The sequence below is a fragment of the Vibrio sp. RW genome (assembly GCF_027587105.1).
Lineage (GTDB): Bacteria > Pseudomonadota > Gammaproteobacteria > Enterobacterales > Vibrionaceae > Vibrio > Vibrio toranzoniae.
The window spans coordinates 1-26,320 of the sequence record NZ_JAPPTM010000017.1 but is presented as its reverse complement, the minus strand read 5'-3'; the positions used below and the strand labels follow the sequence as shown (position 1 = coordinate 26,320).

The window sequence follows — 26,320 nt, the reverse complement described above, 5'->3', positions numbered from 1 at the left end:
CATTTACCTAAAGAGTTAATTGTGAATAAAGGTTGTAGTTTTAACTTAAACTGTTTAAGTATTTGTCTGTTAAACCAAAATATTTCAAATTACCATCTGACTCTAAGACTAAGCTCATGTTTGATGTAATGATCAAGCCTGGGTCATTAGTCGAAAAAATCACGGTCGTGTTCAACAGTTTATCGGTGAACAAGCGATTAAAATACTGTGCGTTCTCGTTTTCGGCACCATTGAAAGGTTCGTCTATGATGATCAGAGATTGTTCACAATTACCTAAGCCAAGCGCTAACCGCAGTTTTTGCTGAACCCCGTTGGGAAGGCTTTTGCATTTATCCACGCTTAATTGAGTCGACAAACCTTCTGGTAGCCACTCATCCAATTCGAAGAAGCTGATCATCTCTTGCATATCCTCTGTTGGAATGAGTCCATTGTGCAAAATGAAGTTAGTCTCTAGAGAGCCCTCGAAGATATGCAAGTTAAAAGGGATGTAGTTAATCGATGTGCGATAGCGATAACTGTTGAATTGTTTGATGTTGTAGCCATCGACCGATACCGCGCCTTGATAGCGGTCTTCTAGCCCGGCAATGATGGAAATTAGCGTTGTCTTGCCGCAGCCTGTCGGGCCACAAATCACGACTTTTGCACCGGGTGGTATCTTGAAACCAAGATTGGTTAAACCGGTTGCGGCCCCTGTGTAACGGTGGCTCACACCACTGCCCACAATACTGCCTTGAAACAAGCGAATGGGCGGGCTCTTTTCTAAAGTCAGTTTGTCGTCATTCATCGACATTAAGTTGTTGATCTGAGCTGATGACGCCTTAATTGATTGGAATTTGGAAATGGAGTTGTAAATACCCATGATCGGTCCTAATGCCTTCCAAACTAAAATAACGGTTGCGAGCATGGCACCAGCATCTGAAGTACCTTCCATTACGCCGATTACCGCAGCGACAATACTCGCCGTGCCAATCACTTGGATCAAACTGCCCCCTGCAGCCTGAATTTTGCTGTTGGTCACGGCAACGTTCTCTGCATCATTAGTGCTTTGCATATGGGAAGCACTAAAGCGAGATTGAACCACACGCAATAAAGGTAGGCCTTGAATGGTCTTGATACCACGAAGGATCTCATTCCATTGATAAGAGACCATCGCATTGGCACGAGAGCTTTTGGATGTGGCTTGTGAGTAGATATAGCGAGAGTACACACAGAATACCAACATTAAGACTAAGCCGGCCATTACTACCAGTGCTGCCGTGCCAGACATCAGAGCTATCGCGATGATAAATACAATCACGAATGGCATATCAAAGTAGCTAAGGGTCGATTCTGCCGTTACCAATCGTCGGAAGGTATCGATATCTTTTAAGCGAGCCAACTGAGACGAAACCCCAGCGGTTGATGTCATAGCGTAGGGCAGCCATAGAAGCTTTGATATAACGGCTTGGGATATGTGTACCGCGAGATCTTTACCTGAGGTCGCTATGATATTGACCCGCATTTTCTTAAAAAAGTATTCAGAGAAACCAACAATAATGGCAAATAAGGTCAGCCAGTAGAGTGTTACTTGAGAACTAGACGTGAGCGCGAAATTATACACACTCATAATAAAGAAGGGTTGTAATGCCCCAAGTATGCTGATGAAGAAGCTCAAAATTATTAAGCTCTTGAATTCGTTGTTATAACGATAGAAAGCATATTTGATCCAATTACTTCTATCTTGAGATTCTGGTGGCGGTTCACGAAATAGACGAGAGTACTCGCTGATAGAAATCAACAAGCATGGCTTATTACACATTGGATACTCAATAGTATTGTTGTTCGTGTAATCAAACAGCAGCAATTTTCCATCCTTTGTTCCCAAAAAGATGGCGTTGAGGTTTTCTATCTCAATAAAGCTTGGATTAGGGTGCTTATCGATATTTTCGAGTGTTTTAAGCTTAGTGGTATCACAACGGTATCCAAGACGCTCTATGGTTGCGGTAAAGCTGTCGCTGTCTTTTGGTTTTGGCATAAACGCATCACTGAGGATAGCAGGCGTACCTTCCCATTCCAGCGCTATCAATGCGTAAGCTAATCCACGAATCAGAGGTGACTGATTGTAGCGTTCGTTATATCCGATTGCTTCAAAGTCCAATACACGCTGCGATACATTGTTGAAGTCAACGAGAATACTCATTGATTACCTCCCGTCAGTTTGACACGTTTGAGGCGGTGGTTAAGCTTGTCCATTTTATTGCTGGCAATGATCAAGATCTTGTCATTAGAACGATAAGCAGTACTGGTCAGCACCACTCGGGCAAATTCATCGTCAAAGACACAATCGATATCGTCGAATATTAATACGCGCTTGCTAGCGAGCAGGGCGCGGACGAGTAACAGAGCATAACCAACTTGGCGTGAGAATGGGTTGCGCATGTGACCTTTAAGTTCGGTGTAAAAACCGGCGGGAAGAGCATCGATTTGCGTCTTGATGTTCATGGTTTCACACAGCGCGAAAGCCGTGTTATTCAGGCTTGGTCGGAAACAGGTGAGGTTATCAATAATGGTACCTTCTACGAACGAGCTCGTTTTATCGACCATCAACACGCTGTTACGCCAAACGTTGTAGTTAATGTCACTCAGAGGCGTGTCGTTGATCATAATTGCCAGATGGTCATCGCTGCTTTGTCTCGTAATACAGTTGGCGAGGTGGGTCTTGCCTGCACCACTTTTACCCGTGAGCAAATAGGCTTGACCACGCTCGAATTCGATACGTTGCTTGTCAGAGTACTTGACTGAAATGCGTTCAACTTCTGTTGTTTCATGTTGATGTTCTACTGAAGCCGTCAGTTCAAGCAGTTCCGCGATACGTTGTATATGAAGTTTATTTAGTTCCCAACGGCTCGCGGTACGCATTACTTGTTGGTAGGGGGCAAAGTAACGGTTGGTTAGCATGATGATTGCAGCCATGATCCCTTGGCTTGATTCCATGTTGATAACCGCCATTGCCAACACCACAACAACACAGGCGATGGAGAGCTGTTGGATCAGTGCCAATATCAACCCGAAATTAGATTCAATTTGTTCATATTTGATGTTTTCGACTTCGCGTTCTTCGACCATTTGTGTCATCAAGCTTTCGACGCGGTACTCCATGTTTCGCGCTTTGATATCCAGTGGGCTAGAGATGATTTCTATGATTTTTGATGTGGTTAAGCCTTCGATATCGGATTTATTTTGCAGGCTACTAATCTTTTGTTTAGAGAGGCTAAATGCGAACATAGCCAGAATAATCGAGGCTATTAGAAGAGTAACGCCCGCCCATATGTTGATTAGCCCTATTATTATGATAGTTAATAAGCTAACCGCTAGGTTAATTAGAGCCCGAACAGACTCTCCGCCAAAGAAGGTTTTAAGTTCAGGAATAGTAGAGATGCGTTCGAGGTACTCACCGGGCTCTAAGCGGCGGTATTTGGAAATTTCAGCCAAACAGATGGATTGAAAAACCTTGTTAGTTAAGTTGGTCTCAAATTGCCTCATGATGACAGATGAGATCTTCTCTTCCTGATTCTTGAGATGGTAATCGAGGAAGATAGAAATCAAGATAATAGCGAACAATAAGAAAAGAGTGTTTTGTGCTTGATTGGGTAAAACACGGTCGAAAATAATCAGAATAGAGAAGGGCAAAACTAACCCAAATAGGGTGGAAATTATCGTGGAGAAAGTCAGATAACACTTGTCTGCCATATTGATCTTTTGAGAAAATTGCTTAGTTTGCATTGCGAGCTCCTTTCTTCAAGGACGAAGTCGAAAGAAGGTGTTTAGGCACTAATTCTTGGCTGTCTCGATCTTCGATATCACTCATCAATTGCATGATACTTTCTATCGATTCTACGGAGAGCACGCCCTTAATTTTTTCGAGTTTGATGGTCTCGATGATGTAGTCATATCGTGCACTTTCGTAATCTCTTAAAGCGCTGAATAATTTACTCTCGGCCGCGAGCAAATCGGTGATAGTACGCGTACCTAATTGGTAGGCTCTTTGGATCCCTTTGTAAGACGCATAATTAGCGCGAATGATGTTTTCATAACTGCTTATAGACTGGGAAAAGTCGTTAATGGTAAGTAGCGAGGTATTCACATTGTTACGTGTGGTGTAAAGCGAATCTTGGTAAAGCAATTCGGTACGTTCAATGGCCGTCGAGGATTTTTGATATCCGTAATAATCAGAACCACCGGATAAGATAGGTACGGCTAGATTTAAGCCAACACTCGTTGAGTTACTTTCACCAGTCGCTGTTATATCGGTCTTGTCGTAGTTATTGGCGTCATCATGCCGATAACTGGCTGAAAGCGATACTGTAGGTAAGAAGTTCGAACCGCTCTCTTTTAAGCCTCTACGGCTTCTCTCGACGTTTTTCTTAGCCACGAGTAAGTCGTTATTAAGCTTTAATGCTTGATCCATGATTGAACGTTGTTCTGTTTCGTTTATCTCTTTTAAAGGCACGCTTTCGTATATATCTTGCGAAGGTGTGATTGGGTATTGAATCTGAATCGATAGCCCATTGAGAATGACTTGGCGATCTTTTTGTAATGTTCTTAATCGATTTGCCACCCCCTCTTTTTGTGCAATCACTTCGTACAGTTCACTGGCAGCTGTGTTGCCTAGTTCCACGTTACGTTGCATCTGATGTTCACGAGCCTCAGATGATTTAAGTTCAACTTTCGTTGCTTTTATCTGTGCGTTGTTTTTCAAGTATTCAAAATATTGAGAGCCGACTTCTGAGATGGTGTCTTGGATTTTGTTCTCGTGTTTAATCTCTTCAATATTGAAGTCGAGCTTTGCCGTTCCATACTTAAAAACATCGCCAAGATTGAATATTGACTGGGAAAGGGAAAGGCTGTAGCTGTTCGAGTTGTAGCTTGAGGTCTCATCGGGCACGCTCCGCAATAAGGTCTGATTTTCATTCCATGTGGTATCGGCTGCGCCATTAAGAGAAGGGAGGAACTTAGAGCGGCTGATACCAATGTTGTACTCGTTCTCTTCGACACCTTTATCACTCGCGCGAAGTGAAAGGCTGTTTTGCAGGCCGAGTTCTACTGCCTCAAGCAGGGTCGTCGCCGATGCTGAAGGTGTAGTACTTAATGCAAGCGCAGCCATGATGCTGCTAGTTAAGTTTCTGTACCGCCACATATTTGTTGATCACCTTGATGATTTCATCGCTTTTGTAAGGTTTGCTGATCACGTAATCCATTCCGGCTTCAATACAAGCCTGGTGTTCGTTACTGCTGGTCAATGCGGTTGCACCTATAATGGTGCAAGGTTTTCTCTCTTTATTTTTTTCAAACTGTCGAATACGCTGTGTTGCTTCTATGCCGCCCATTCCTGGCATGATGCAGTCCATAAAAATAATATCGGAACGTTGATTCATGAAGTGTTTCACGGCGTCGGCACCGTCACCAACAGTGTCTGGTTCGTACTCTTGCTTGGTTAAAATGCGCTTAAGTAAGATTTGTTGAACTCGGTCATCCTCGACGATCAGGAATGAGCTGTTTTCCATTTGTCCTTCCGATGCTTCCGCTTCCATAATGGAAAGTAAGTTAGGAATAAACTCGTAAGGAATAGCTGGTGAGTTTATGATTTTATCGACGAAGCTGTGGCACTCTTGCGCGTGTTGTGTGTTGGTTACGGATAACAACAGCTTGGTATTCGGGTGATTCTTGAGCTGTGATTTGACCGTTTTACAGAGCGATGAAAGCTTATTGGGTTCAAATGTATCGGTCAGCATTATTGCATCGTATTCACCGAAGGAGTTCGCTGCTGAAAATAGCTCATTAGCAGTGCGGATCTCGGTGATATCGAGCCCCAAATTGGAGAGCATCTTTCTCATGACATCTATGCGAATTTGAGTGTTTGCGCAGAGCATCAAACGCTTACCGTCGAAACGAGTTTTCTCCGTATGGAAGCTTTTAGCCTTTAGGTCAAGTTCTATTTGAAAACGCTCTTGAGTGCCTGATTGGAACCAGCGGCTTTCGTAGTATCCGTAATCTTTCAAAATGCTCTTTGCTAAGTCGTCTGTGCTGGTGGTGTGGTCTTTGTGAGCGCTCCAATGGAGTGTATTTAGTTTTGCAACAAACACATCAAGCGTTGAGAGGAAATTAAGGTTGATGGTAACGCGCGTATTTTCCATATTAGAAGCCGCACCAGATTCAATCGTTACAAACAATTTCTTGTTAGCTTTGAGCTGAATAGCGTTAGAAAGCTGCAAAAAAAGTATCCAGAACAAGCTGGTGGATTGACCTTCAACGCGATTTGGTAAATTGTCAGAGATAAGACAGTCGAGTTGGCTTTCATTACGCTGAACTTTCGCACTGATATGAATCATCAATTCAGACAGCACGCTCAAAAGCGAGAACTCTTTAGATTTACTCTCTGAGCCTTGAGAAATCAATCGGTTATAGTTTTCAGCAAGCTCTGATAGTGTATTGGAAGCAGACGTAATGTCCTTCGCCATTAACACGCCGCTCTCATCTGTTTCTTGAACTAGGTATTGCACGCCACCATTGATAGTATTGGTTATTCCGCGAATTTCATATCCTATTAGGGCATACAGTTGCTTGTAGAGATCGTTATTGCGCTTCTGGTCTTCTAATTTACTGAATACCAATTTGAGGTGAGAGTAGATCTGACGTTGTTTGGGGTTGATGCTCACTTCGTTAAGAAGCTCTTCAAGTCTTTTTAAATCGAGCTGCTTGAGTTCTTGGTATAAGGCATCGAATTCACAGTCTATTTCTCGTTCGTTTGAGCTGGATTTTTTCAGTTTCAACATAGCTGCTGAGTTAGAAATAACGATAATAACAGCCAAGATTACGGCTATCATAAACAACCACACAAAGAACTTGTTCTTTTCTGACATCAAGTCGCTCGCGTGCTTATTAAACATGTTGCGATAGTTGTCATCCATTTGCAGGTAGCTGTTAGTGAGTGAAAGGTATAAGTCCAGCATGTCATTACGTGTCTTGGAACTATCGACAAAGCGATTAATAGCTAATTCCATTTGTGTATATTCGGTCGCCCCAACTAAGCTGAATTCGGTTTTGTTCAAAGAGGCTAAAGACCTAAACTCATCTATTTCGCTTTTTAAGGTTGATAGTTTCAAATCATTGCTGCTGCAATTGTTGGTTCTTAAACAACGTTGCAGGGTTTGGATATCAAGTTCGATAGTCTGGTTGAGTTCTTGAGCCTTTATTAGAAGTGGGGCGCTTTGCACTTGAGCGACTGAGTCTATTTTCGACCAAGAAAAGTACAAATAGAAAGCGAGCGCGGTTAATACCACACTAAACAATATGCTAAGGCGTAGAGCTGGAACGGAAATGTTGTATGAAGGTTTTCCGCTCATTGATTACCTCTCATCGAACGCATCTTCGATGGCAGACATCACGGGTTTTGCTGCATATTCGATCACACGACGTGACCCTGTTTTCACATCGGCGGTAAATTCCATATAAGGTGATAACTTGTATTGAGTGCCTCCTCGCTCAAGAAAATTTTGGTCAATTTCAATCTCTGCTAAATAGAATTCGGCATCCTCTTCTTCGTATGATGAACGACTGATTGAAGCAATGGTCCCCTCAACAAAGCCATACTTGGCGAAGTTATAAGTGTCCATTTTTACTTTCACTGCTTGGCCAATTTCAACAAATCCCATGTCTTTACGTGGGATCTTTGCTTCTCCGTGTAGCGAGTTATTGATCGGTGCAATGTCGGCAATGCTTTCGCCTGGCGGAATCACTGCAGAGCGAAAGTTGAAGTGTAGCTTGTCGACTACACCATCGACCGGAGAATAGACAATAAGACGATCAACTTTGTCGGAATGTTGTGGTTGTAAGATTCGCTTTAGCTTAAGATCTTTATTCACTTGAATAATTTGTGCTTGGTATTCTGAATTTCTATTTTCAACCAAATCTCGGTGTTGCTTTTCTAGTTTATCGAGCTGAAAACGCTCATTCATGACTGACTCATCAAGGTTTTCAATCTCACGTACCATGTTGGACTCTTGTACTTTCATATTGAGAACATCAACGTATGAGGCCATCTCTTCTTTATAAAGTGTATTTTTGATGTTGAGTTGTTTACGAATCAGAGAAAGCTGGTTCTCTGAGCTCTTTCTACGTTTTAACATCGAACTTATTAGAGAGTTTTTATGCTTAATATCGTGAGTGATGAGCTCTTCATTAGAGCGGTTTTTTGAGAATTCTTGTTGCCACGTATTCATGTTTACTTGAACCTGATCAGGATATTTTTCAGTGAAAGCAGTAAAGTTTGGCTTCTTCATGTCTCGTAAACTCTCATAGCGAATTTTGTCTAGCTCTAGCTGAATGATTTCTGTATTAACCGTATCGAGTTGGGTATTACGATCAAGAGAGCGTATTCTCGCGATAGGCTGCCCCTCGTAAACGACTTCACCTTTCCTTACTAGCAACTCTTCTAGAATACCTCCTTCTAAGTGCTGGACCTTCTCAACGTCAGATTCCAACAACAACTCTCCACGCAAAGAAACGACAATATCGATACGTGCCTGCGACGCTACAGCGATAGCAACTAAAGCGAGGAGAAAGATGATGAGCAACGTTTTGTGAACGCTGGTCATAGCACTAGCCAGCACTATGGTGTCGTCCGCTGTGACCTTAGAAGCATCGCTGTTAGAAACCAATGCTTTTCTGAGGTGATGCTCTATTTGGTTATTACTCATGACTGCCTCGGTTATTTGTCATCTACTACGTCCTTCATATCTAACAAATGCTTGATCTGTTGATTGACATTTTGTAGTTCGGTTTTGACATCCTCCAAAAGTTCTTCCGGAACAGGAAAGTGGTGTTTACTCAAATATTCCAACTTTGCCATTTGGGGGGGAAGATCTTGGTCACAAAGTAAAATTAGTATCGCCTTCAATTTTTTTGAGTAGCAGTTGAGTTCATCGAAATGATTACCTTTGTGAAGCGTCTCTATATTTATGGCAGCGTCAGAGAAATCCTTACAAAATTCGCTTAATAGCAATTGCAGCCCTTTGTGGTTGTTCTTGATTGAACGCAATAAATTTGTCATGTCTATCATCATTCCACTGCCTAAATTGCTTTAATGACAATAACTAAGGATATTCGAAGGTGCTTTTCAATTTTTTTTGATTATTCGCGTCTAGAAATTATGAAAATTGTTGTATAAAAACTTGGTTTTCTAAAATGGTGTCCTTTAATGCCTCTAAATACGATTAGTTAGCTAGTAGCAACGGAGGCTGTAATGGCAGGCGAAAATAACCAAAACAACCAAAATGAAGATCTCAATGACGCGGTAGAACAGACGGACACGAACGACGCGGGTACGCCCTCCCAGCAGCAGAATCAACAAAACCAACAGAACACGATAGCGACGACGATAGCGACAGGTGCTGAAAACACGGACGCAGCCGACGAAGTTAACCAAGCGTTGGAAGATAATCCAAGTGGCGCAGGTAATGAAGAAGAGGCCTCGGCCTCTGGTGGTGCTGTAGAAGAAGAGACGCCAGAAAGTGACGAAGGTTCAGATGATGCCCAATCTAATGTAGTTGGTGGTGCCGCTTCTGATGCCAGTTCGGATGATGCCTCGGGTAGTGGAGGTGGTTCAGGTGCCGGCGCTCAAGCTGTCGGTGGCGAAAACGCTGCCGCTTCTGAAGGCGGTTCAGATGCCGAAGGTAATGAAGACCAAGGCCAAGCCGCAAGAACATCAGCGGCGCCTAGCGCGGAGGCTTCGGAATCTGATGAGCAGCAAACGGGCGATGATTTAGATTCACAAACGGTAGAAGAGACATTTGCCGTTGACGTTGAAGCTTCTGACGAAGAAACCATCAGTGAAGTAGAAGATGACTTTGATTCAGAGACGGTAAATGAAACGTTTAAAATCAAAGTGGAAAGCGAAAATGATGCACCAGAAGTTGAACAAAATCTGGCTTACATTATGGATGAAGATGGATCCATAACATTCACTCAAGAACAATTACTCGAATACGCAAGTGATGTTGATGGTGATCAGCTGGTTGCTTCAAATGTTCAAGTCGGCGCAGATGCAACGGTTCAAGAAAATGGCGACGGTACTTTCACGGTGGTTCCTTCCGCTGATTTCAATGGCGAACTTGACCTAACTTTTGATATCAGTGACGGACAAGAAACAATAAGCAGCGCAATTGATCTAACGGTTCGTCCTATCAACGACGCGCCTGTACCAGAAGACAAAACGTTTGAAATAGAAGAAGACGGCACGCTCACCTTCACTGATGCCGACCTGTTAACAGGCGCGACAGACATTGAAGGCGACAACCTAACGGTTGAAGGTGTGACCTACGATGGCGGTGACGGCATTCTTACCAATAATGGGAATGGTACGTACACCTTTGCACCGAATGAAAACTTCAATGGTGATGTCAACTTCGGCTTCGATGTGTCTGACGGTACTGACACAGTATCTGCCAACATCGATGTCAGCGTAACAGCGGTGGATGATGCGCCAGTGTCTGGCGACTTAGCGTACTCAATCGACGAAGACGGTTCTATCCGTTTAAGCCAAGAGCAACTGCTATCGCAAGCATCTGATGTGGAAGGCGATGACCTAACAGCAAGCAGCCTGACCGTTGGTGGTAATGCGACCGTTATTCAAAACGATGATGGCAGCTTCACCATCACACCCGATGAGAACTTCAATGGCGACATTGATATCAGCTTCGATATCTCAGATGGCACCAATACCGTTCAAGCTTCAGCAGACCTAACCGTTAATCCAATCAATGACTTGCCAGCTCCTCAAGACCAGCAATTTAGCATTGAAGAAGACGGTACGCTGCTATTTACAGATGCCGATCTATTAACAGGTGCGACAGACATTGAAGGCGACAACCTAACGGTTGAAGGTGTGACCTACGATGGTGGTGACGGCATTCTTACTGACAATGGGAATGGCACATACACCTTTGCGCCAAACGAGAACTTCAATGGCGACGTCAACTTCGGTTTTGAGGTGTCTGACGGTACCGATACGGTCTCTGCCAACATCGATGTCAGTGTGACTGCCGTTGATGATGCGCCAGTGTCGGGTGACCTTGCTTATTCAGTCGACGAAGACGGTTCGATCCGTTTGAGCCAAGAGCAACTGCTTTCTCAAGCGTCAGATGTGGAAGGCGATGACCTGACGGCGAGCGGTTTAAGCGTTGGTGGTAATGCGACGGTTACTCAAAACGAGGACGGCAGTTTCACCATCACGCCCGATGAGAACTTCAATGGCGACATTGATATCAGCTTCGATATCTCTGATGGCACCAATACGGTTCAAGCTTCAGCAGACCTAACCGTTAACCCAGTCAATGATTTACCAGTACCACAAGATCAACAGTTCAGCGTTGAAGAAGACGGTACGCTGCAATTTACAGATGCCGACCTATTAACAGGTGCAACGGACATTGAAGGCGACAACCTAACGGTTGAAGGTGTGACTTACGATGGCGGTGACGGCATTCTTACCGACAACGGCAACGGCACATACACCTTTGCGCCGAATGAAAACTTTAATGGCGACGTCAACTTCAACTTCGATGTGTCTGACGGTACTGACACAGTACCTGCCAACATTGATGTCAGTGTGACTGCCGTTGATGATGCGCCAGTGTCTAGCGACTTAGCGTATTCAGTCGACGAAGACGGTTCTATCCGTTTAAGCCAAGAACAACTGCTATCGCAAGCGTCAGATGTGGAAGGCGATGACCTGACAGCCAGCGGGCTAACAGTGGGCGGTGACGCGACGGTTACTCAAAACGATGACGGCAGCTTTACTATCACACCCGATGAGAACTTCAATGGCGACATTGATATCAGCTTTGATATCTCCGATGGCACCAATACGGTTCAAGCGTCAGCAGATCTAACGGTTAACCCAGTTAATGACTTGCCAGTTCCTCAAGACCAACAGTTCAGCGTTGAAGAAGATGGCACGCTTATCTTCACCGATGCCGACCTATTAACCGGTGCCACGGACATTGAAGGCGACAACCTAACGGTCGAAGGTGTGACCTACGATGGTGGCGACGGCATTCTTACCGACAACGGTGATGGCACGTACACCTTTGCGCCGAATGAAAACTTCAACGGCGATGTAAACTTCGGTTTTGAGGTGTCTGACGGTACCGATACGGTCTCTGCGAACATCGATGTCAGCGTGACTGCAGTTGATGATGCCCCTGTATCGGGTGACCTTGCTTACTCAGTCGACGAAGACGGTTCGATCCGTTTGAGCCAAGAGCAACTGCTATCGCAAGCGTCGGATGTCGAAGGCGATGACTTGACGGCGAGCGGCTTAAGCGTTGGTGGTAATGCGACCGTTATTCAAAATGATGATGGCAGCTTTACTATCACACCCGATGAGAACTTCAATGGTGATATCGATATCAGCTTCGATATCTCCGATGGTACCAATACCGTTCAAGCCTCGGCTGACTTAACGGTTAATCCAATCAATGACTTGCCAGTTCCTCAAGGCCAGCAATTTAGCATTGAAGAAGACGGCACGCTGCAATTTACTGATGCCGACCTGTTAACAGGTGCAACGGACATTGAAGGCGACAACCTAACCGTTGAAGGTATCACCTACGATGGCGGTGACGGTATTCTTACCGACAACGGCAACGGCACCTACACCTTTGCACCAAACGAAAACTTCAATGGCGACGTCAACTTCGGCTTCGATGTGTCTGACGGTACTGACACAGTATCTGCCAACATCGATGTCAGCGTAACAGCGGTGGATGATGCGCCAGTGTCTGGCGACTTAGCGTACTCAGTCGACGAAGACGGTTCGATCCGTTTGAGCCAAGAGCAACTGCTATCACAAGCGTCAGATGTGGAAGGCGATGACCTGACAGCCAGCGGGCTAACAGTGGGCGGTGACGCGACGGTTACTCAAAACGATGACGGCAGCTTTACTATCACACCCGATGAGAACTTCAATGGCGACATTGATATCAGCTTTGATATCTCCGATGGCACCAATACGGTTCAAGCGTCAGCAGATCTAACGGTTAACCCAGTTAATGACTTGCCAGTTCCTCAAGACCAACAGTTCAGCGTTGAAGAAGATGGCACGCTTATCTTCACCGATGCCGACCTATTAACCGGTGCCACGGACATTGAAGGCGACAACCTAACGGTCGAAGGTGTGACCTACGATGGTGGCGACGGCATTCTTACCGACAACGGTGATGGCACGTACACCTTTGCGCCGAATGAAAACTTCAACGGCGATGTAAACTTCGGTTTTGAGGTGTCTGACGGTACCGATACGGTCTCTGCGAACATCGATGTCAGCGTGACTGCAGTTGATGATGCCCCTGTATCGGGTGACCTTGCTTACTCAGTCGACGAAGACGGTTCGATCCGTTTGAGCCAAGAGCAACTGCTATCGCAAGCGTCGGATGTCGAAGGCGATGACTTGACGGCGAGCGGCTTAAGCGTTGGTGGTAATGCGACCGTTATTCAAAATGATGATGGCAGCTTTACTATCACACCCGATGAGAACTTCAATGGTGATATCGATATCAGCTTCGATATCTCCGATGGTACCAATACCGTTCAAGCCTCGGCTGACTTAACGGTTAATCCAATCAATGACTTGCCAGTTCCTCAAGGCCAGCAATTTAGCATTGAAGAAGACGGCACGCTGCAATTTACTGATGCCGACCTGTTAACAGGTGCAACGGACATTGAAGGCGACAACCTAACCGTTGAAGGTATCACCTACGATGGCGGTGACGGTATTCTTACCGACAACGGCAACGGCACCTACACCTTTGCACCAAACGAAAACTTCAATGGCGACGTCAACTTCGGCTTCGATGTGTCTGACGGTACTGACACAGTATCTGCCAACATCGATGTCAGCGTAACAGCGGTGGATGATGCGCCAGTGTCTGGCGACTTAGCGTACTCAGTCGACGAAGACGGTTCGATCCGTTTGAGCCAAGAGCAACTGCTATCACAAGCGTCAGATGTGGAAGGCGATGACCTGACAGCCAGCGGGCTAACAGTGGGCGGTGACGCGACGGTTACTCAAAACGATGACGGCAGCTTTACTATCACACCCGATGAGAACTTCAATGGCGACATTGATATCAGCTTTGATATCTCCGATGGCACCAATACGGTTCAAGCGTCAGCAGATCTAACGGTTAACCCAGTTAATGACTTGCCAGTTCCTCAAGACCAACAGTTCAGCGTTGAAGAAGATGGCACGCTTATCTTCACCGATGCCGACCTATTAACCGGTGCCACGGACATTGAAGGCGACAACCTAACGGTCGAAGGTGTGACCTACGATGGTGGCGACGGCATTCTTACCGACAACGGTGATGGCACGTACACCTTTGCGCCGAATGAAAACTTCAACGGCGATGTAAACTTCGGTTTTGAGGTGTCTGACGGTACCGATACGGTCTCTGCCAACATCGATGTCAGCGTAACGGCGGTGGATGATGCCCCTGTGTCGGGCGATCTAGCGTACTCAGTCGACGAAGACGGTTCTATCCGTTTAAGCCAAGAGCAACTGCTATCGCAAGCGTCAGATGTGGAAGGCGATGACCTGACGGCCAGCGGGCTAACAGTGGGCGGTGACGCGACGGTTACTCAAAACGAGGACGGCAGCTTTACCATCACGCCCGATGAGAACTTCAATGGCGACATTGATATCAGCTTCGATATCTCAGATGGCACCAATACGGTTCAAGCCTCGGCTGACCTAACGGTTAACCCAGTCAACGACTTGCCAGTTCCACAAGATCAACAGTTCAGTGTGGAAGAAGACGGTACGCTGCAATTTACAGATGCCGACCTATTAACCGGTGCAACGGACATTGAAGGCGACAACCTAACGGTTGAAGGTGTGACCTACGATGGCGGTGACGGCATTCTTACCGACAACGGCAACGGCACATACACCTTTGCGCCGAATGAAAACTTCAATGGCGACGTCAACTTCAATTTCGATGTGTCTGACGGTACTGACACAGTATCTGCCAACATCGATGTCAGCGTAACGGCGGTGGATGATGCGCCTGTATCGGGCGATCTAGCGTACTCAGTCGACGAAGACGGTTCTATCCGTTTGAGCCAAGAGCAACTGCTATCGCAAGCGTCAGATGTGGAAGGCGATGACCTAACAGCAAGCAGCCTGACCGTTGATGGTGATGCCACAGTCACTCAAAACGAGGACGGCAGCTTCACCATCACACCCGATGAGAACTTCAATGGCGACATCGATATCAGCTTCGATATCTCCGATGGCACCAATACCGTTCAAGCTTCTGCAGATCTAACCGTTAATCCAATCAATGACTTGCCAGCTCCTCAAGACCAGCAATTTAGCATTGAAGAAGACGGTACGCTGCAATTCACCGACGCTGACCTGTTGACCGGTGCCACCGATATTGATGGCGATGACCTCACTGTAGAAGGCATCAGCTACACAGGTGGTGATGGTGTATTAACAGATCATGGTGATGGTACTTATACCTTTGCACCAAACGAAAACTTCAATGGTGATGTGAACTTCAGTTTCGATGTCTCTGATGGTACTGAAACGGTTAGCGCAAATATTGATGTGAGCGTGACGCCTGAGAATGATCCGCCAGTTGCGGGTTCAACCTCATACATGGTCAACGAAGACAATGCCATCACAATTTCTGATGAGCAATTGTTAGCAAACTCTTATGACGTTGAAGGTGCAGTGTCGGTTGACAGTGTAACTTACAGCGGCACAGATGGTGTGTTCCAAGATAATGGTGACGGCAGTTACACCTTCCTTCCTAATGAAAACTTCAGTGGCGATATTAGCCTTGACGTTATTGTTGCCGATGAAGACGGTTCGATTGATGAAACCACTGCGGGCATTACTGTTCTAGAAGTGAATGATCCACCGGTTGCAGGTTCAACGTCATACACCATTGACGAAGATTCGGTACTGACATTCAGTGAATCACAGATCCTCGTGAATGCTTCGGATGTCGAAGGCGATGTAGAGCTTGTCGGTATCAATTACGATGGCTCAGACGGTATTTTCACCGTTAACGGTGACGGTACATTCAGTTTTGCTCCAAATGAAAACTTTAATGGTCAGGTCCAGTTAGGAGTGACCATTCAAGATGAAGACGGCGCAACGATTGAAACACAAATTAATGTCGATGTACTGCCAATTAATGATCCACCAGTATCGGGCGACTTGGCTTACACCATTAACGAAGACAGCTCAGTCACGCTCACACAAGATCAGTTGTTAGCACGAGCGGGTGATATCGATAGCGACAACTTAGAAGCTATCAATCTATCTACTGATGAAAATGCGACCATCCAACACAATGATGATGGCAGCTACACTATTACACCTGATGCCGACTACAACGGTGACCTAGACCTGAACTTCGATATCATCGATAACGATGGTGGTGAGGTTCAAGTTGGTCTCGATATCACAGTCAATCCACTGAATGACTTGCCACAAGCGCAAGATCAACAGTTCACAATTGAAGAAGATGGCACATTACTGTTTACCGATGAAGACCTACTTGCTGGAGCATCGGATATTGATGGTGATGAGCTATCGATTGAAAATGTACTTTACACAGGTGCAGACGGTGTTCTGAGTGACAACGGTGACGGCACCTACAGCTTTGCGCCAAACGAGAACTTCAATGGTGATGTTCAATTCTCGTTTGATGTCTCTGACGGTACTGATTTAACATCAGCTGTTATTGATGTCAGCGTAACGCCTGAGAATGACCCACCGGTAGCGGGCTCAACATCCTACACTCTTCAAGAAGATGGCCAAATCACAATCAGTGATGAACAACTATTGGCAAACTCTTCCGATGTAGAAGGCGATGTATCACTGTCTGGAGTAACGTACTCCGGTGATGATGGCTCTTTCGTTGATAATGGCAATGGTACTTACACCTTTACGCCAAATGAAAACTTTGACGGGAACATTTCACTCGACGTTGTTGTGGTTGACGAAGATGGCGCAACGGCGATGACCACAGCGGGCATCGATGTTATTGCTGTAAATGATGCCCCTGAAACGTCTGGTATTCAGGCAAAGGTCGACGAAGACAATTCAATCACCATTACTCAAGAGCAGTTACTTGCAAATGCAACCGACGTTGAAGGTGATGAGTTAACGGCGTCTAATCTTCAAACCAACGATCCTGACGCGACGGTTGTTGCTAATGACGATGGTTCATTCACTATCACGCACACAGAGAACTTCAATGGCGAGTTGGACTTCACATACAGTATCAGTGATGGTGACAATGAAGTTCTGACCACGCTCGATCTAACGGTTAACCCAGTTAACGATGCGCCAGAAGCAGGCGAAGAGATCTTCATTCAAGCTCAAGAAGACCAAACGGTAGGTGTGACGCTTCGTGAAGAGCCAGCGCTACGTCTGGATCAAGCGCCAGAAAACGGCATCATTGAAGCGAATCTTGATAATGAGTGGGTGGTACTGGAAGTAGGACAAGAGGTACCAGCTGACACAGAAGTACGCTTTGTTCCAAGTGAAGGCGCGTTAGCTGAGGGCACACATACCACGCAAATTGGTACCTTCGATGATAATGCGAGCGTAGACGACTGGGGCACAGAAGTGGACCCATATACTCGTGAATTCTCGGATGGCGACTTAACGGTCACGGTTCAAAGTAATGATGAGCCTCTTGGTGCATGGAATGGCAATACTCACATTGGTCATGGGATCGGTGATACTGACCGTCAAGGCCTAAGTGGTGATGAGAAATTGACTGTTTCGGTTGAAGGTCAAGACATCAACGAAATCAGCTTCCACTTAGATGGTTTGGGTGGCTGGTTCATGGAAGAGTCGCGTCACTTTACTGAAGTAGAAATTCGCGCTTTCAATGATGATGGCGAGTTAATCGACTCGATGACTTATCACAAAGAAGATCGCAGTAATTACGAAACGGATTATACCCTGACCACAAGTGAGCCAGTGTCTTACTTTGAGCTCGGTACAGTACAAGGCAATGGTACTTATGTCGTTCAAAACATGACAGTGTCACAAACTTGTCCTGATGAGGCTGTGTTTACTTCGATTGGCGTAGACGGCTCTGAAATCACGGAAACGGTTGAGTTGAATATCCATGCCGGTGACAGCGAAATCGAGCTAACGGCTGATCTTCCGAATATCACGGTTGACACTGAAGGTTCTGCTCAGTTTGCTTCTGTTGTGATTACCGAAGAGCAGCTACTGGCACAGGCATCAGACATTGATGGTGATGATCTTGATATTCAAAATCTTGAACTGGTGGGTGAAAACTCAGAGCATGCAACACTCACCGATAATGGTGATGGCACTTGGACAGTCACACCGGATGAAAACTTCTACGGTGAAATCGAGCTAGGGTACCAAGTTAGCGATGGTGAGTTAACTGACGACAACATCATCAATATCAACTTCGAGTCGGTGAATGATGCGCCAATCGTTTCTGGCCCAATTGTCCTATCAACAGACGAAGATCAAGGTATCACGTTCAATGCTGATGATTTACTGGCGAACACCACAGACGTTGAAGGCGATGCGCTGTCTATTTCTGACATCACTTACGGTGGTGATGATGGTGACCTAATCGACAACGGCGATGGTACATTTACCTTCATGCCGAATGAAAACTTCAATGGTGAAATCGACATCGACTACAAAGTCTTCGATGGGACCGATGAAGTGGCAACACACCTAGACCTAACGGTTGTGCCGGTCAATGATGTGCCGGTTCCGGGCGAACCATTACACACCCAAATGCTTGAAAACGGCTCTATGATCATCGAAGCGAAAGATCTATTGTCTGGTGCTACCGACGTCGATGGCGACATTCTTCATGTCGAAAACCTATTACTTGCAGACCAAACGCAAGGTACCTTAACGGATAACGGTGATAATACTTTTACTTTCGAACCTACAGAGAACTTCTCTGGTGAAGTGAATCTGACCTTCGATATCAGTGATGGTCAAGCAAGTGCATCAAGCACTGCTACAGTCGACGTTGAAATTGTCAACGAAGGCCCTGAAGTTAGCGGTCCAATTGAAGCGGCGGTTGATGAAGATGGTTCAATTACTATTACGCAAGAAGACTTGTTAGCAAACGCAACGGATATCGATGGTGATAACCTTCAAGCGGCTAACTTAGCGACCAATGATCCCAATGCCGTTATTACAGAAAACTCAGACGGTAGCTTCACCATCACACCAAGTGCAGACTTCTTTGGTGAGATTGAGTTTACTTACGATGTCACTGACGCCATTGAGACTGTTGCAGCCGACCTTAACCTAACCGTTAATCCAATCAACGATGCGCCAGATGTGCCGGACATGTCTTTCACTACAGAAGACGGTCAAGCCATTACGATTACCGAAGCTGAACTATTGGCACAAGCGACAGACGTTGAAGGCGATGAGCTGTCTGTTGTGAATGTAACTAGCGCGAACGACACGGTTGAAGTCACAGATAACGGTGATGGAACATATACATTAACGCCAGAGCAGGGTTTCTTCGGCAATGTTGATTTGGCGTTTGATGTGAGTGACGGCATCGATGTGGTGGCGGCAAACATCGACCTGAAAGTTGAATTCGTCAACGATGCACCAGAAGCGACACCAATGGTCGCAGATGTCGATGAAGATGGCTCTATTCTCGTTACACAAGAAATGCTGTTGGAGAACGCAAGCGATCAAGATGGTGATGAACTGTTTGCGAGCGCGCTTGAAACCAACGATCCGAATGCAAGCATCGTAGATAATGGTGATGGTACTTACACAGTGACACCTTCGGAGAACTTCAACGGTGATATCGCATTCACTTATGAGGTGAACGACGGTGAGCTAAGCACCTCGAATGACATGACATTGACCGTTAATCCGGTGAATGACATTCCAATTGTTGCTCCAGGCCTGTACCACATTGAGGAGGATGGCAGCATCCTGTTCACTCAAGAAGATTTGTTGAGTGGTGCGATTGATATTGATGGCGACGACCTAAGCGTTACCAGCATCAATTACTCTGGTGATGAAGGCACCGTAACCGACAACGGTGATGGTACGTTTAGCTTTGTTCCTGAAGAGCACTTTAGTGGTGACCTGCAGTTCAGCTTTACGGTTACCGACGGTACGACTGAAGTAGAGCAAGACCTTAATGTTCATATTGAAGCGGTCGCAGATGCGCCAGATCTTGTCATTACGGATGGCGATGGCGTTAATGTTGATGACCAAGCTATTTTGGTTGAGCCAGGCGGTATTGTTGAACTGAATATCGCAGCGGCACTTGTTGACCAAGATTTGTCAGAAACACTAACCGTAACGGTAGATGGTGTGCCAGAAGGGTCGGTTATTCAATACGATAACGAAGGCGTTCTGAATGACCAAGAAAACGGTATCACCAGTTACAACGACACTGAAGTCACAGTAACGTTTGAAGGTGAAACGGCGGGTTACCAAAACGCCGCGGGTTATTACAAAGTCGACGAAGACGGTAACATCACAGGTGTTGAAGTCGTTTACGAGAATGCATCACAAGTTGGTGGCGGTGGTGACCTTATTCCAGGACAAGATCAATTCAGCTTCCAAGTTGAGGAAGGTGAAAGTTTTAACCTGTTCTTGATTCCAAACGGGCATCAACACAACGACTTTGACGCAATGCAAGGCGGTCAGTATGAGTTCCGTGCTGCGGATGGATCGCCAGCAAACATGGATACAGTAGATCCTCAGCTTATCTTTATTGCTGCCGATGGAACAGAAACTGTCGTTCAAGGTGAGAATGGTGATGCGATCTTCCATGGCGGTTCAAGCTCTCAGTTAAACCAAGATGGCCTCGAGCATACTCGCACGACGGTCAATGAAGATGGCGAGCTAGTCTATGGGTTTGAAGATCTTTATGGCGGCGGTGATGCTGACTATGCCGATTTCAACTTCACGATTGATGTGGGTGAGGTGAACAGTCAAATTTATAGCGGTGAAGTAACCGTTGGTTCTGATGGCTCTGTGACACTGCCAACAGCGGCAATCTCTCAAGAAGTGCAAATTCAGTTGCCAGAAGATTTCAATCAACAGATCGAAGTTAATGTAACGGCAACGGCGACAGAGTTATCGAACGATGACTCTGAAACGGTATCCCAAACTATCTATATCAACGCGACAGGCGTGCACATTGAGCATGCTCCTGAAGCACTACCTGTTTCTGCCACGGTTGAAGAAGACGGTTCTATTATTATCACGCAAGACGATTTGTTGGCTAATGCTCGTGATTTAGATGGCGATCAACTAACCGCACTGAACTTAGCGACCGATGATGACAGTGTGACCATCGCGGATAACGGCGATGGTACTTACACATTAACGCCAGATGCTGACTTCAATGGCGATGTTAGCTTTACGTTTGATGTGTCTGATGGTGATGATGTTGTCTCTACTAACTTAGAGTTAACCGTTTCACCAGTGAACGATGGTCCAGAAGCACAAGACCAGACATTCACAGTCGGTGAAGATGGCGTGTTAACTTTCAATGACGAAGACCTATTAACAGGTGCGACGGACATTGAGGGAGACGACCTAAGTGTTGAAGGTGTAACGTACACTGGAACAGACGGTGTCCTAACTGATAATGGCGATAGCACATACAGCTTCGCACCAAATGAAAACTTCAATGGTGATGTGAACTTCAGCTTTGATGTGTCAGATGGCACGGATACGGTTCAAGCCAATATTGATGTGAGCGTGACACCAGAGAACGATCCACCGGTTGCGGGTAGCACGTCTTACACCGTTCATGAAGACAACTCCATCACAATCAGTAACGAACAATTGCTTGCGAACTCTTCAGATATTGAAGGGGAAGTCGCGATTGATAGCGTGACCTACAATGGTAGCGATGGTGTGCTTGAAATTAACGGTAACGGTACCTACACCTTCTCTCCAAATGAAAACTTCAACGGTGAAATTAGCTTAGATATAGTTATTGTCGATGAAGACAATGCAATTGAAGCGACCACCGCAGGTATTACTGTTCTTGAAGTCAATGATCCGCCTGTTGCTGGCTCAACGTCATACACTATCGATGAAGATTCTGTACTGACCTTCAGCGAATCTCAAGTTCTGCTGAATGCTTCTGATATTGAAGGTGATGTTGAGCTTGTTGAGATCAATTACGATGGCCCAGACGGTATCTTCTCTATCAATGGTGACGGTACATGTAGCTTTGCACCGAACGAAAACTTCAACGGCCAAGTGCAGTTGGATGTGACCATTCAAGATGAAGACGGCGCTCAAGTTGATACGTTTATTACGGTTGATGTATTACCAATCAACGATGTACCAGTATCAGGCGACCTAGCATACAGTGTTGAGGAAGACGGTTCGATTACCTTGAGCCAAGCACAGCTTCTTTCTCAAGCAAGCGATGTAGATGGCGACGACCTGACTGCTTCTAACTTGATTGTTGATGGAAACGCGACGGTTGTTACTAACGATGACGGTAGCTTTACCATTACGCCAGATGCGAACTTCAATGGCGACATTGACCTAACGTTCGACATTAGCGACGGTACAGATACGCTGGTTGCGACGGCTGACCTAACCGTTAATCCAGTTAATGACCTTCCACAACCACAAGATCAAACATTCAGCATCGGTGAAGACGGCATCTTGAACTTCACTGATGAAGACTTGCTGACAGGTGCGACCGACATTGATGGGGATGACCTATCGGTTGAAGGCGTTACTTACACAGGTGCGGACGGTGTTCTTACTGATAATGGCGACGGAAGCTACAGCTTTGCGCCAAACGAAAACTTCAATGGTGATGTGAACTTCAGTTTTGATGTGTCAGATGGCACGGATACAGTTCAAGCCAACATTGATGTCAGCGTGACACCAGAGAACGATCCACCGGTTGCAGGTAGCACGTCTTACACCGTTCATGAAGACAACTCAATTACCATCAGTGACGAACAGTTACTTGCTAACTCTTCGGACATTGAAGGTGATGTGGCAGTCGATAGCGTGACTTACACTGGCGCTGATGGTGTCTTTGAAGACAATGGTGACGGTACTTACACCTTCTCACCAAACGAAAACTTCAACGGCGAAGTTAGCCTTGATGTTGTCGTTAGTGATGAAGAGGGCGCAACTGAAGCGACCACCGCGGGTATTACTGTACTTGAGGTGAACGATCCACCAATCGCAGGCTCAACCAGCTACTCAGTCAACGAGGACGAAGTTATCACCATCAGTTCAGAGCAACTGTTGGCGAACGCTTCTGATATCGAAGGTGAAGTGGCGATTGATAGCGTTAACTACACAGGTTCAGACGGTATCTTTACCGACAATGGTGACGGAACATTCAGCTTCGCACCTAACGCTAACTTCGATGGCGATGTCAGCCTTGATGTTGTCGTTACTGATGAAGAAGGCGCAACCGTAGCGACCAACGCAAGCATTGATGTTCTGCCTGTTAACGATGCTCCGGTATCGGGCGGCTTGGCGTACAGCGTGGATGAAGATGGTTCAATTACCTTGAGCCAAGAGCAATTACTTGCTCAAGCGAGTGATGTTGACGGCGATGACTTAACAGCGGCTAACCTAACCGTTGGTGGTGATGCAACGGTGACCGCCAACGATGACGGTAGCTTTACCATTACGCCTGATGCGAACTTCAATGGTGATATTGACCTTGCGTTCGACATCAACGACGGTACAGATACGCTTGTCGCGACCGCTGACCTAACCGTGAATCCAGTTAATGACTTGCCAACGACATCTGATGTTTACGCAAACGTTGATGAAGACAACGTCATCACTATCACACAGGAGCAGTTACTTGCGAATGCCGCTGATATTGAGGGTGACGATCTTGTCGCTTCTGGCTTAACCTTAGTGGGAGATGATGCAACGATTGTCGATAATGGCGATGGTACATTCTCAATCACCCCAAGCGAAAACTTTAATGGCTACATTGATGTGGCTTACAGCATCAGCGATGGTGACACACCGATTGCGGCTAACTTAGGCTTAACGGTTGATCCTGTTAACGATGCGCCGATTGTCTCTGCTGATGTGGCGATAACCATTGAAGAAGACGGTTCGTACACTATTACCCAAGAAGAGCTTTTACAATTCGCGACTGATATCGAAGACGATGATATAACCGCGATTATTGGGGAGCAGGGCGATGAAACGACCGTTATAGGAACGGTTCTAGATGCTGAAACGGGTAACCCAGTAGTTGGTGCAGACGTCACACTGACCGATAACGCAGGTCACTCATATACAACGGTAACAGACCAATCTGGTAACTATTCCGTGAATGGCCCTGTTGTTGACCAAGGTAGCGTTACTATTGAACAAGAAGGCTCAATTACCAGCAGTTTCCTTGTTCCAGCAGGTGAAGATACCAATGGTGGCGTGACGGCAATATCTGAAGTACTCGAAGAAACAGATATGCGTATCGTCGTCACATGGGGTGAAAGCCCTCAAGATATGGATAACCACTTGTGGCTTTACGATACAGAAACGGGCAATGAGTTAGACCATATCTACTACCGCGACATGAGCCACGACCTTGGTGAAGGTAATGTCGTCCAACAAGATGTTGATGATACGAATGGTAATGGTCCAGAAACCATCACTATTCCAAACTACCAAGATGCAAACATGCATTATTCAGTACACAACTACACCAACAGAAGTTGGGATGTAGATGGTGTTGAAGATGTGCAAGTTCAGGTGTTTGTTGGTGATACCTTAGTTGAAACCTTTACCCCAGAACTACCAGAAAACCCATCAGGAGAACACTGGCACGTATTTGATATCGTTAATGGCGTTGTCGTTCCAAGCCAAGATGTGGGTAGTGAAAACGCATTCGAGTTACCAACGTCAGAAGAAGTATTAGCGAATGTAAACGGCATTGATATTTCTGAATTACTAATGGGTGATGAAGGGGGTGACTCTGGTGATGCGGGGGGTAACGAGCCGAGTGTTGGAGACGTCTCAATCGAGAATGCACTTATCACTGACAATGGTGACGGCACTTACACCATCACTCCTGAAGAGAACTTCAACGGTGAATTCTCAATTAGCTATAACGTGGATGACGGTAACGGTGGGGTTACTCCTGCGGAACTAGACGTCACCGTAACTGCAGTTAACGACCTTTCTGTTATTTACGACCACGACTACACCATCAATGAAGATGGCTCATTGACCTTTACTGACGAGCAGTTACTGGCTGGTACAACAGATATCGATGGCGACGGCCTTACTGTTGAATCCGTTAACTACGAAGGCACCGATGGTGTGTTTACGGATAATGGTGATGGTACTTACACTTTCGCTCCAAACGAAAACTTCAATGGCAATGTCGACCTAACTTACGATGTCAGTGATGGGACTGATGTTGTATCGGCGAATATTGATGTTCAAATTGTTCCAATTAATGACGTACCGGTAGCTGGCTCTACCACTTACAGTGTTGAAGAAGACGGCAGTATCACCCTAAGTGATGCTCAACTTCTGGCAAATAGCTCGGATGTTGAAGGTGAAGTGTTTGTCAGCGATGTAAGCTACAGCGGCACCGATGGTGTATTCACCGACAATGGTGATGGTACTTACACTTTCTCTCCAAATGAAAACTTTAACGGCGACATCAGTCTTGATGTGTCTGTTATGGATGAAGATGGCGCAACGGCTGAGACAACTGCAGGTATCGACGTCATTGCCGTCAATGACTTACCGGTGGCAGGTTCAACGACCTACAGCGTTGACGAAGATAACGTGATTACCATCTCTGAAGCGCAACTTCTTGCGAACAGTTCTGATATTGAAGGTGATGTATCCGTAAGTGATGTTTCTTATTCCGGCGCTGACGGTATCTTCACTGACAATGGTGATGGTACTTACAGCTTCGCACCAAACGAAAACTTTAACGGCGATATCAGCCTTGATGTGACCATTATCGATGACGATGGTGCAACAGCGACCACAACGGCGGGTATTGATATTATCGCCGTCAATGACGCGCCAGTGGCGGGCGACTTGGCTTACTCAGTGGATGAAGATGGTTCAATTACGCTGTCTCAAGAACAGTTATTGGCGAACGCTTCCGATGTGGATGGTGATGCACTGACCGCAAGCAACCTATCTGCAGGTGACAATGCAACCGTAACAGCAAACGATGATGGTTCATTCACCATCACGCCGGATGCGGACTTCAACGGCGAC

7 protein-coding genes are annotated in these 26,320 nt (G+C 45.9%); 1 reads left to right on the top strand and 6 read right to left on the bottom strand.

The window, feature by feature from the left end:
• Window positions 1-40: 40 nt before the first annotated feature.
• From OCT63_RS14825 to OCT63_RS14800, 6 genes are read right to left on the bottom strand one after another with little or no spacing between them, the layout of a single operon-like run.
• Window positions 41-2,179, bottom strand: coding sequence for an ATP-binding cassette domain-containing protein (locus OCT63_RS14825; RefSeq protein WP_269983958.1), 2,139 nt, complete (start codon window positions 2,177-2,179; stop codon window positions 41-43).
• A complete protein-coding gene (locus tag OCT63_RS14820; RefSeq protein ID WP_269983957.1) occupies window positions 2,176-3,762 on the bottom strand; it encodes an ATP-binding cassette domain-containing protein in 1,587 nt (528 codons plus the stop codon). Before OCT63_RS14820 ends, OCT63_RS14825 begins: the two co-directional genes overlap by 4 nt.
• The gene (locus OCT63_RS14815) at window positions 3,752-5,176 is read right to left on the bottom strand and encodes a TolC family protein (RefSeq protein WP_269983956.1); all 1,425 of its coding nucleotides are present in this window, start codon (window positions 5,174-5,176) and stop codon (window positions 3,752-3,754) included. Before OCT63_RS14815 ends, OCT63_RS14820 begins: the two co-directional genes overlap by 11 nt.
• Window positions 5,151-7,382 carry an ATP-binding response regulator gene (locus tag OCT63_RS14810; protein ID WP_161753920.1) on the bottom strand — a complete coding sequence of 744 codons (2,232 nt, stop codon included), beginning with the start codon at window positions 7,380-7,382 and terminating at the stop codon, window positions 5,151-5,153. The genes OCT63_RS14815 and OCT63_RS14810 overlap by 26 nt, the downstream gene beginning before the upstream one ends.
• A gap of 3 nt (window positions 7,383-7,385) precedes the next feature.
• Window positions 7,386-8,735 (bottom strand): HlyD family type I secretion periplasmic adaptor subunit, encoded by a 1,350-nt coding sequence (locus OCT63_RS14805; RefSeq protein ID WP_269983955.1) that lies wholly within the window; start codon window positions 8,733-8,735, stop codon window positions 7,386-7,388.
• Window positions 8,736-8,746: 11 nt separating this feature from the next.
• Window positions 8,747-9,100, bottom strand: coding sequence for a hypothetical protein (locus OCT63_RS14800; protein ID WP_060469659.1), 354 nt, complete (start codon window positions 9,098-9,100; stop codon window positions 8,747-8,749).
• A gap of 180 nt (window positions 9,101-9,280) precedes the next feature.
• Here OCT63_RS14800 and OCT63_RS14795 point away from each other — a divergent pair.
• The coding region (locus tag OCT63_RS14795; RefSeq protein WP_269983954.1) for a tandem-95 repeat protein at window positions 9,281-26,320 on the top strand (17,040 nt) is incomplete at its 3' end.

Excerpts from the sequence above, each read along its gene's own strand:
- OCT63_RS14815 (WP_269983956.1), bottom strand. The coding sequence starts at position 5,176 with ATGTGGCGGTACAGAAACTTAACTAGCAGCATCATGGCTGCGCTTGCA.
- OCT63_RS14810 (WP_161753920.1), bottom strand. The coding sequence starts at position 7,382 with ATGAGCGGAAAACCTTCATACAACATTTCCGTTCCAGCTCTACGCCTT.
- OCT63_RS14820 (WP_269983957.1), bottom strand. The coding sequence starts at position 3,762 with ATGCAAACTAAGCAATTTTCTCAAAAGATCAATATGGCAGACAAGTGT.
- OCT63_RS14805 (WP_269983955.1), bottom strand. The coding sequence starts at position 8,735 with ATGAGTAATAACCAAATAGAGCATCACCTCAGAAAAGCATTGGTTTCT.
- OCT63_RS14825 (WP_269983958.1), bottom strand. The coding sequence starts at position 2,179 with ATGAGTATTCTCGTTGACTTCAACAATGTATCGCAGCGTGTATTGGAC.
- OCT63_RS14800 (WP_060469659.1), bottom strand. The coding sequence starts at position 9,100 with ATGATGATAGACATGACAAATTTATTGCGTTCAATCAAGAACAACCAC.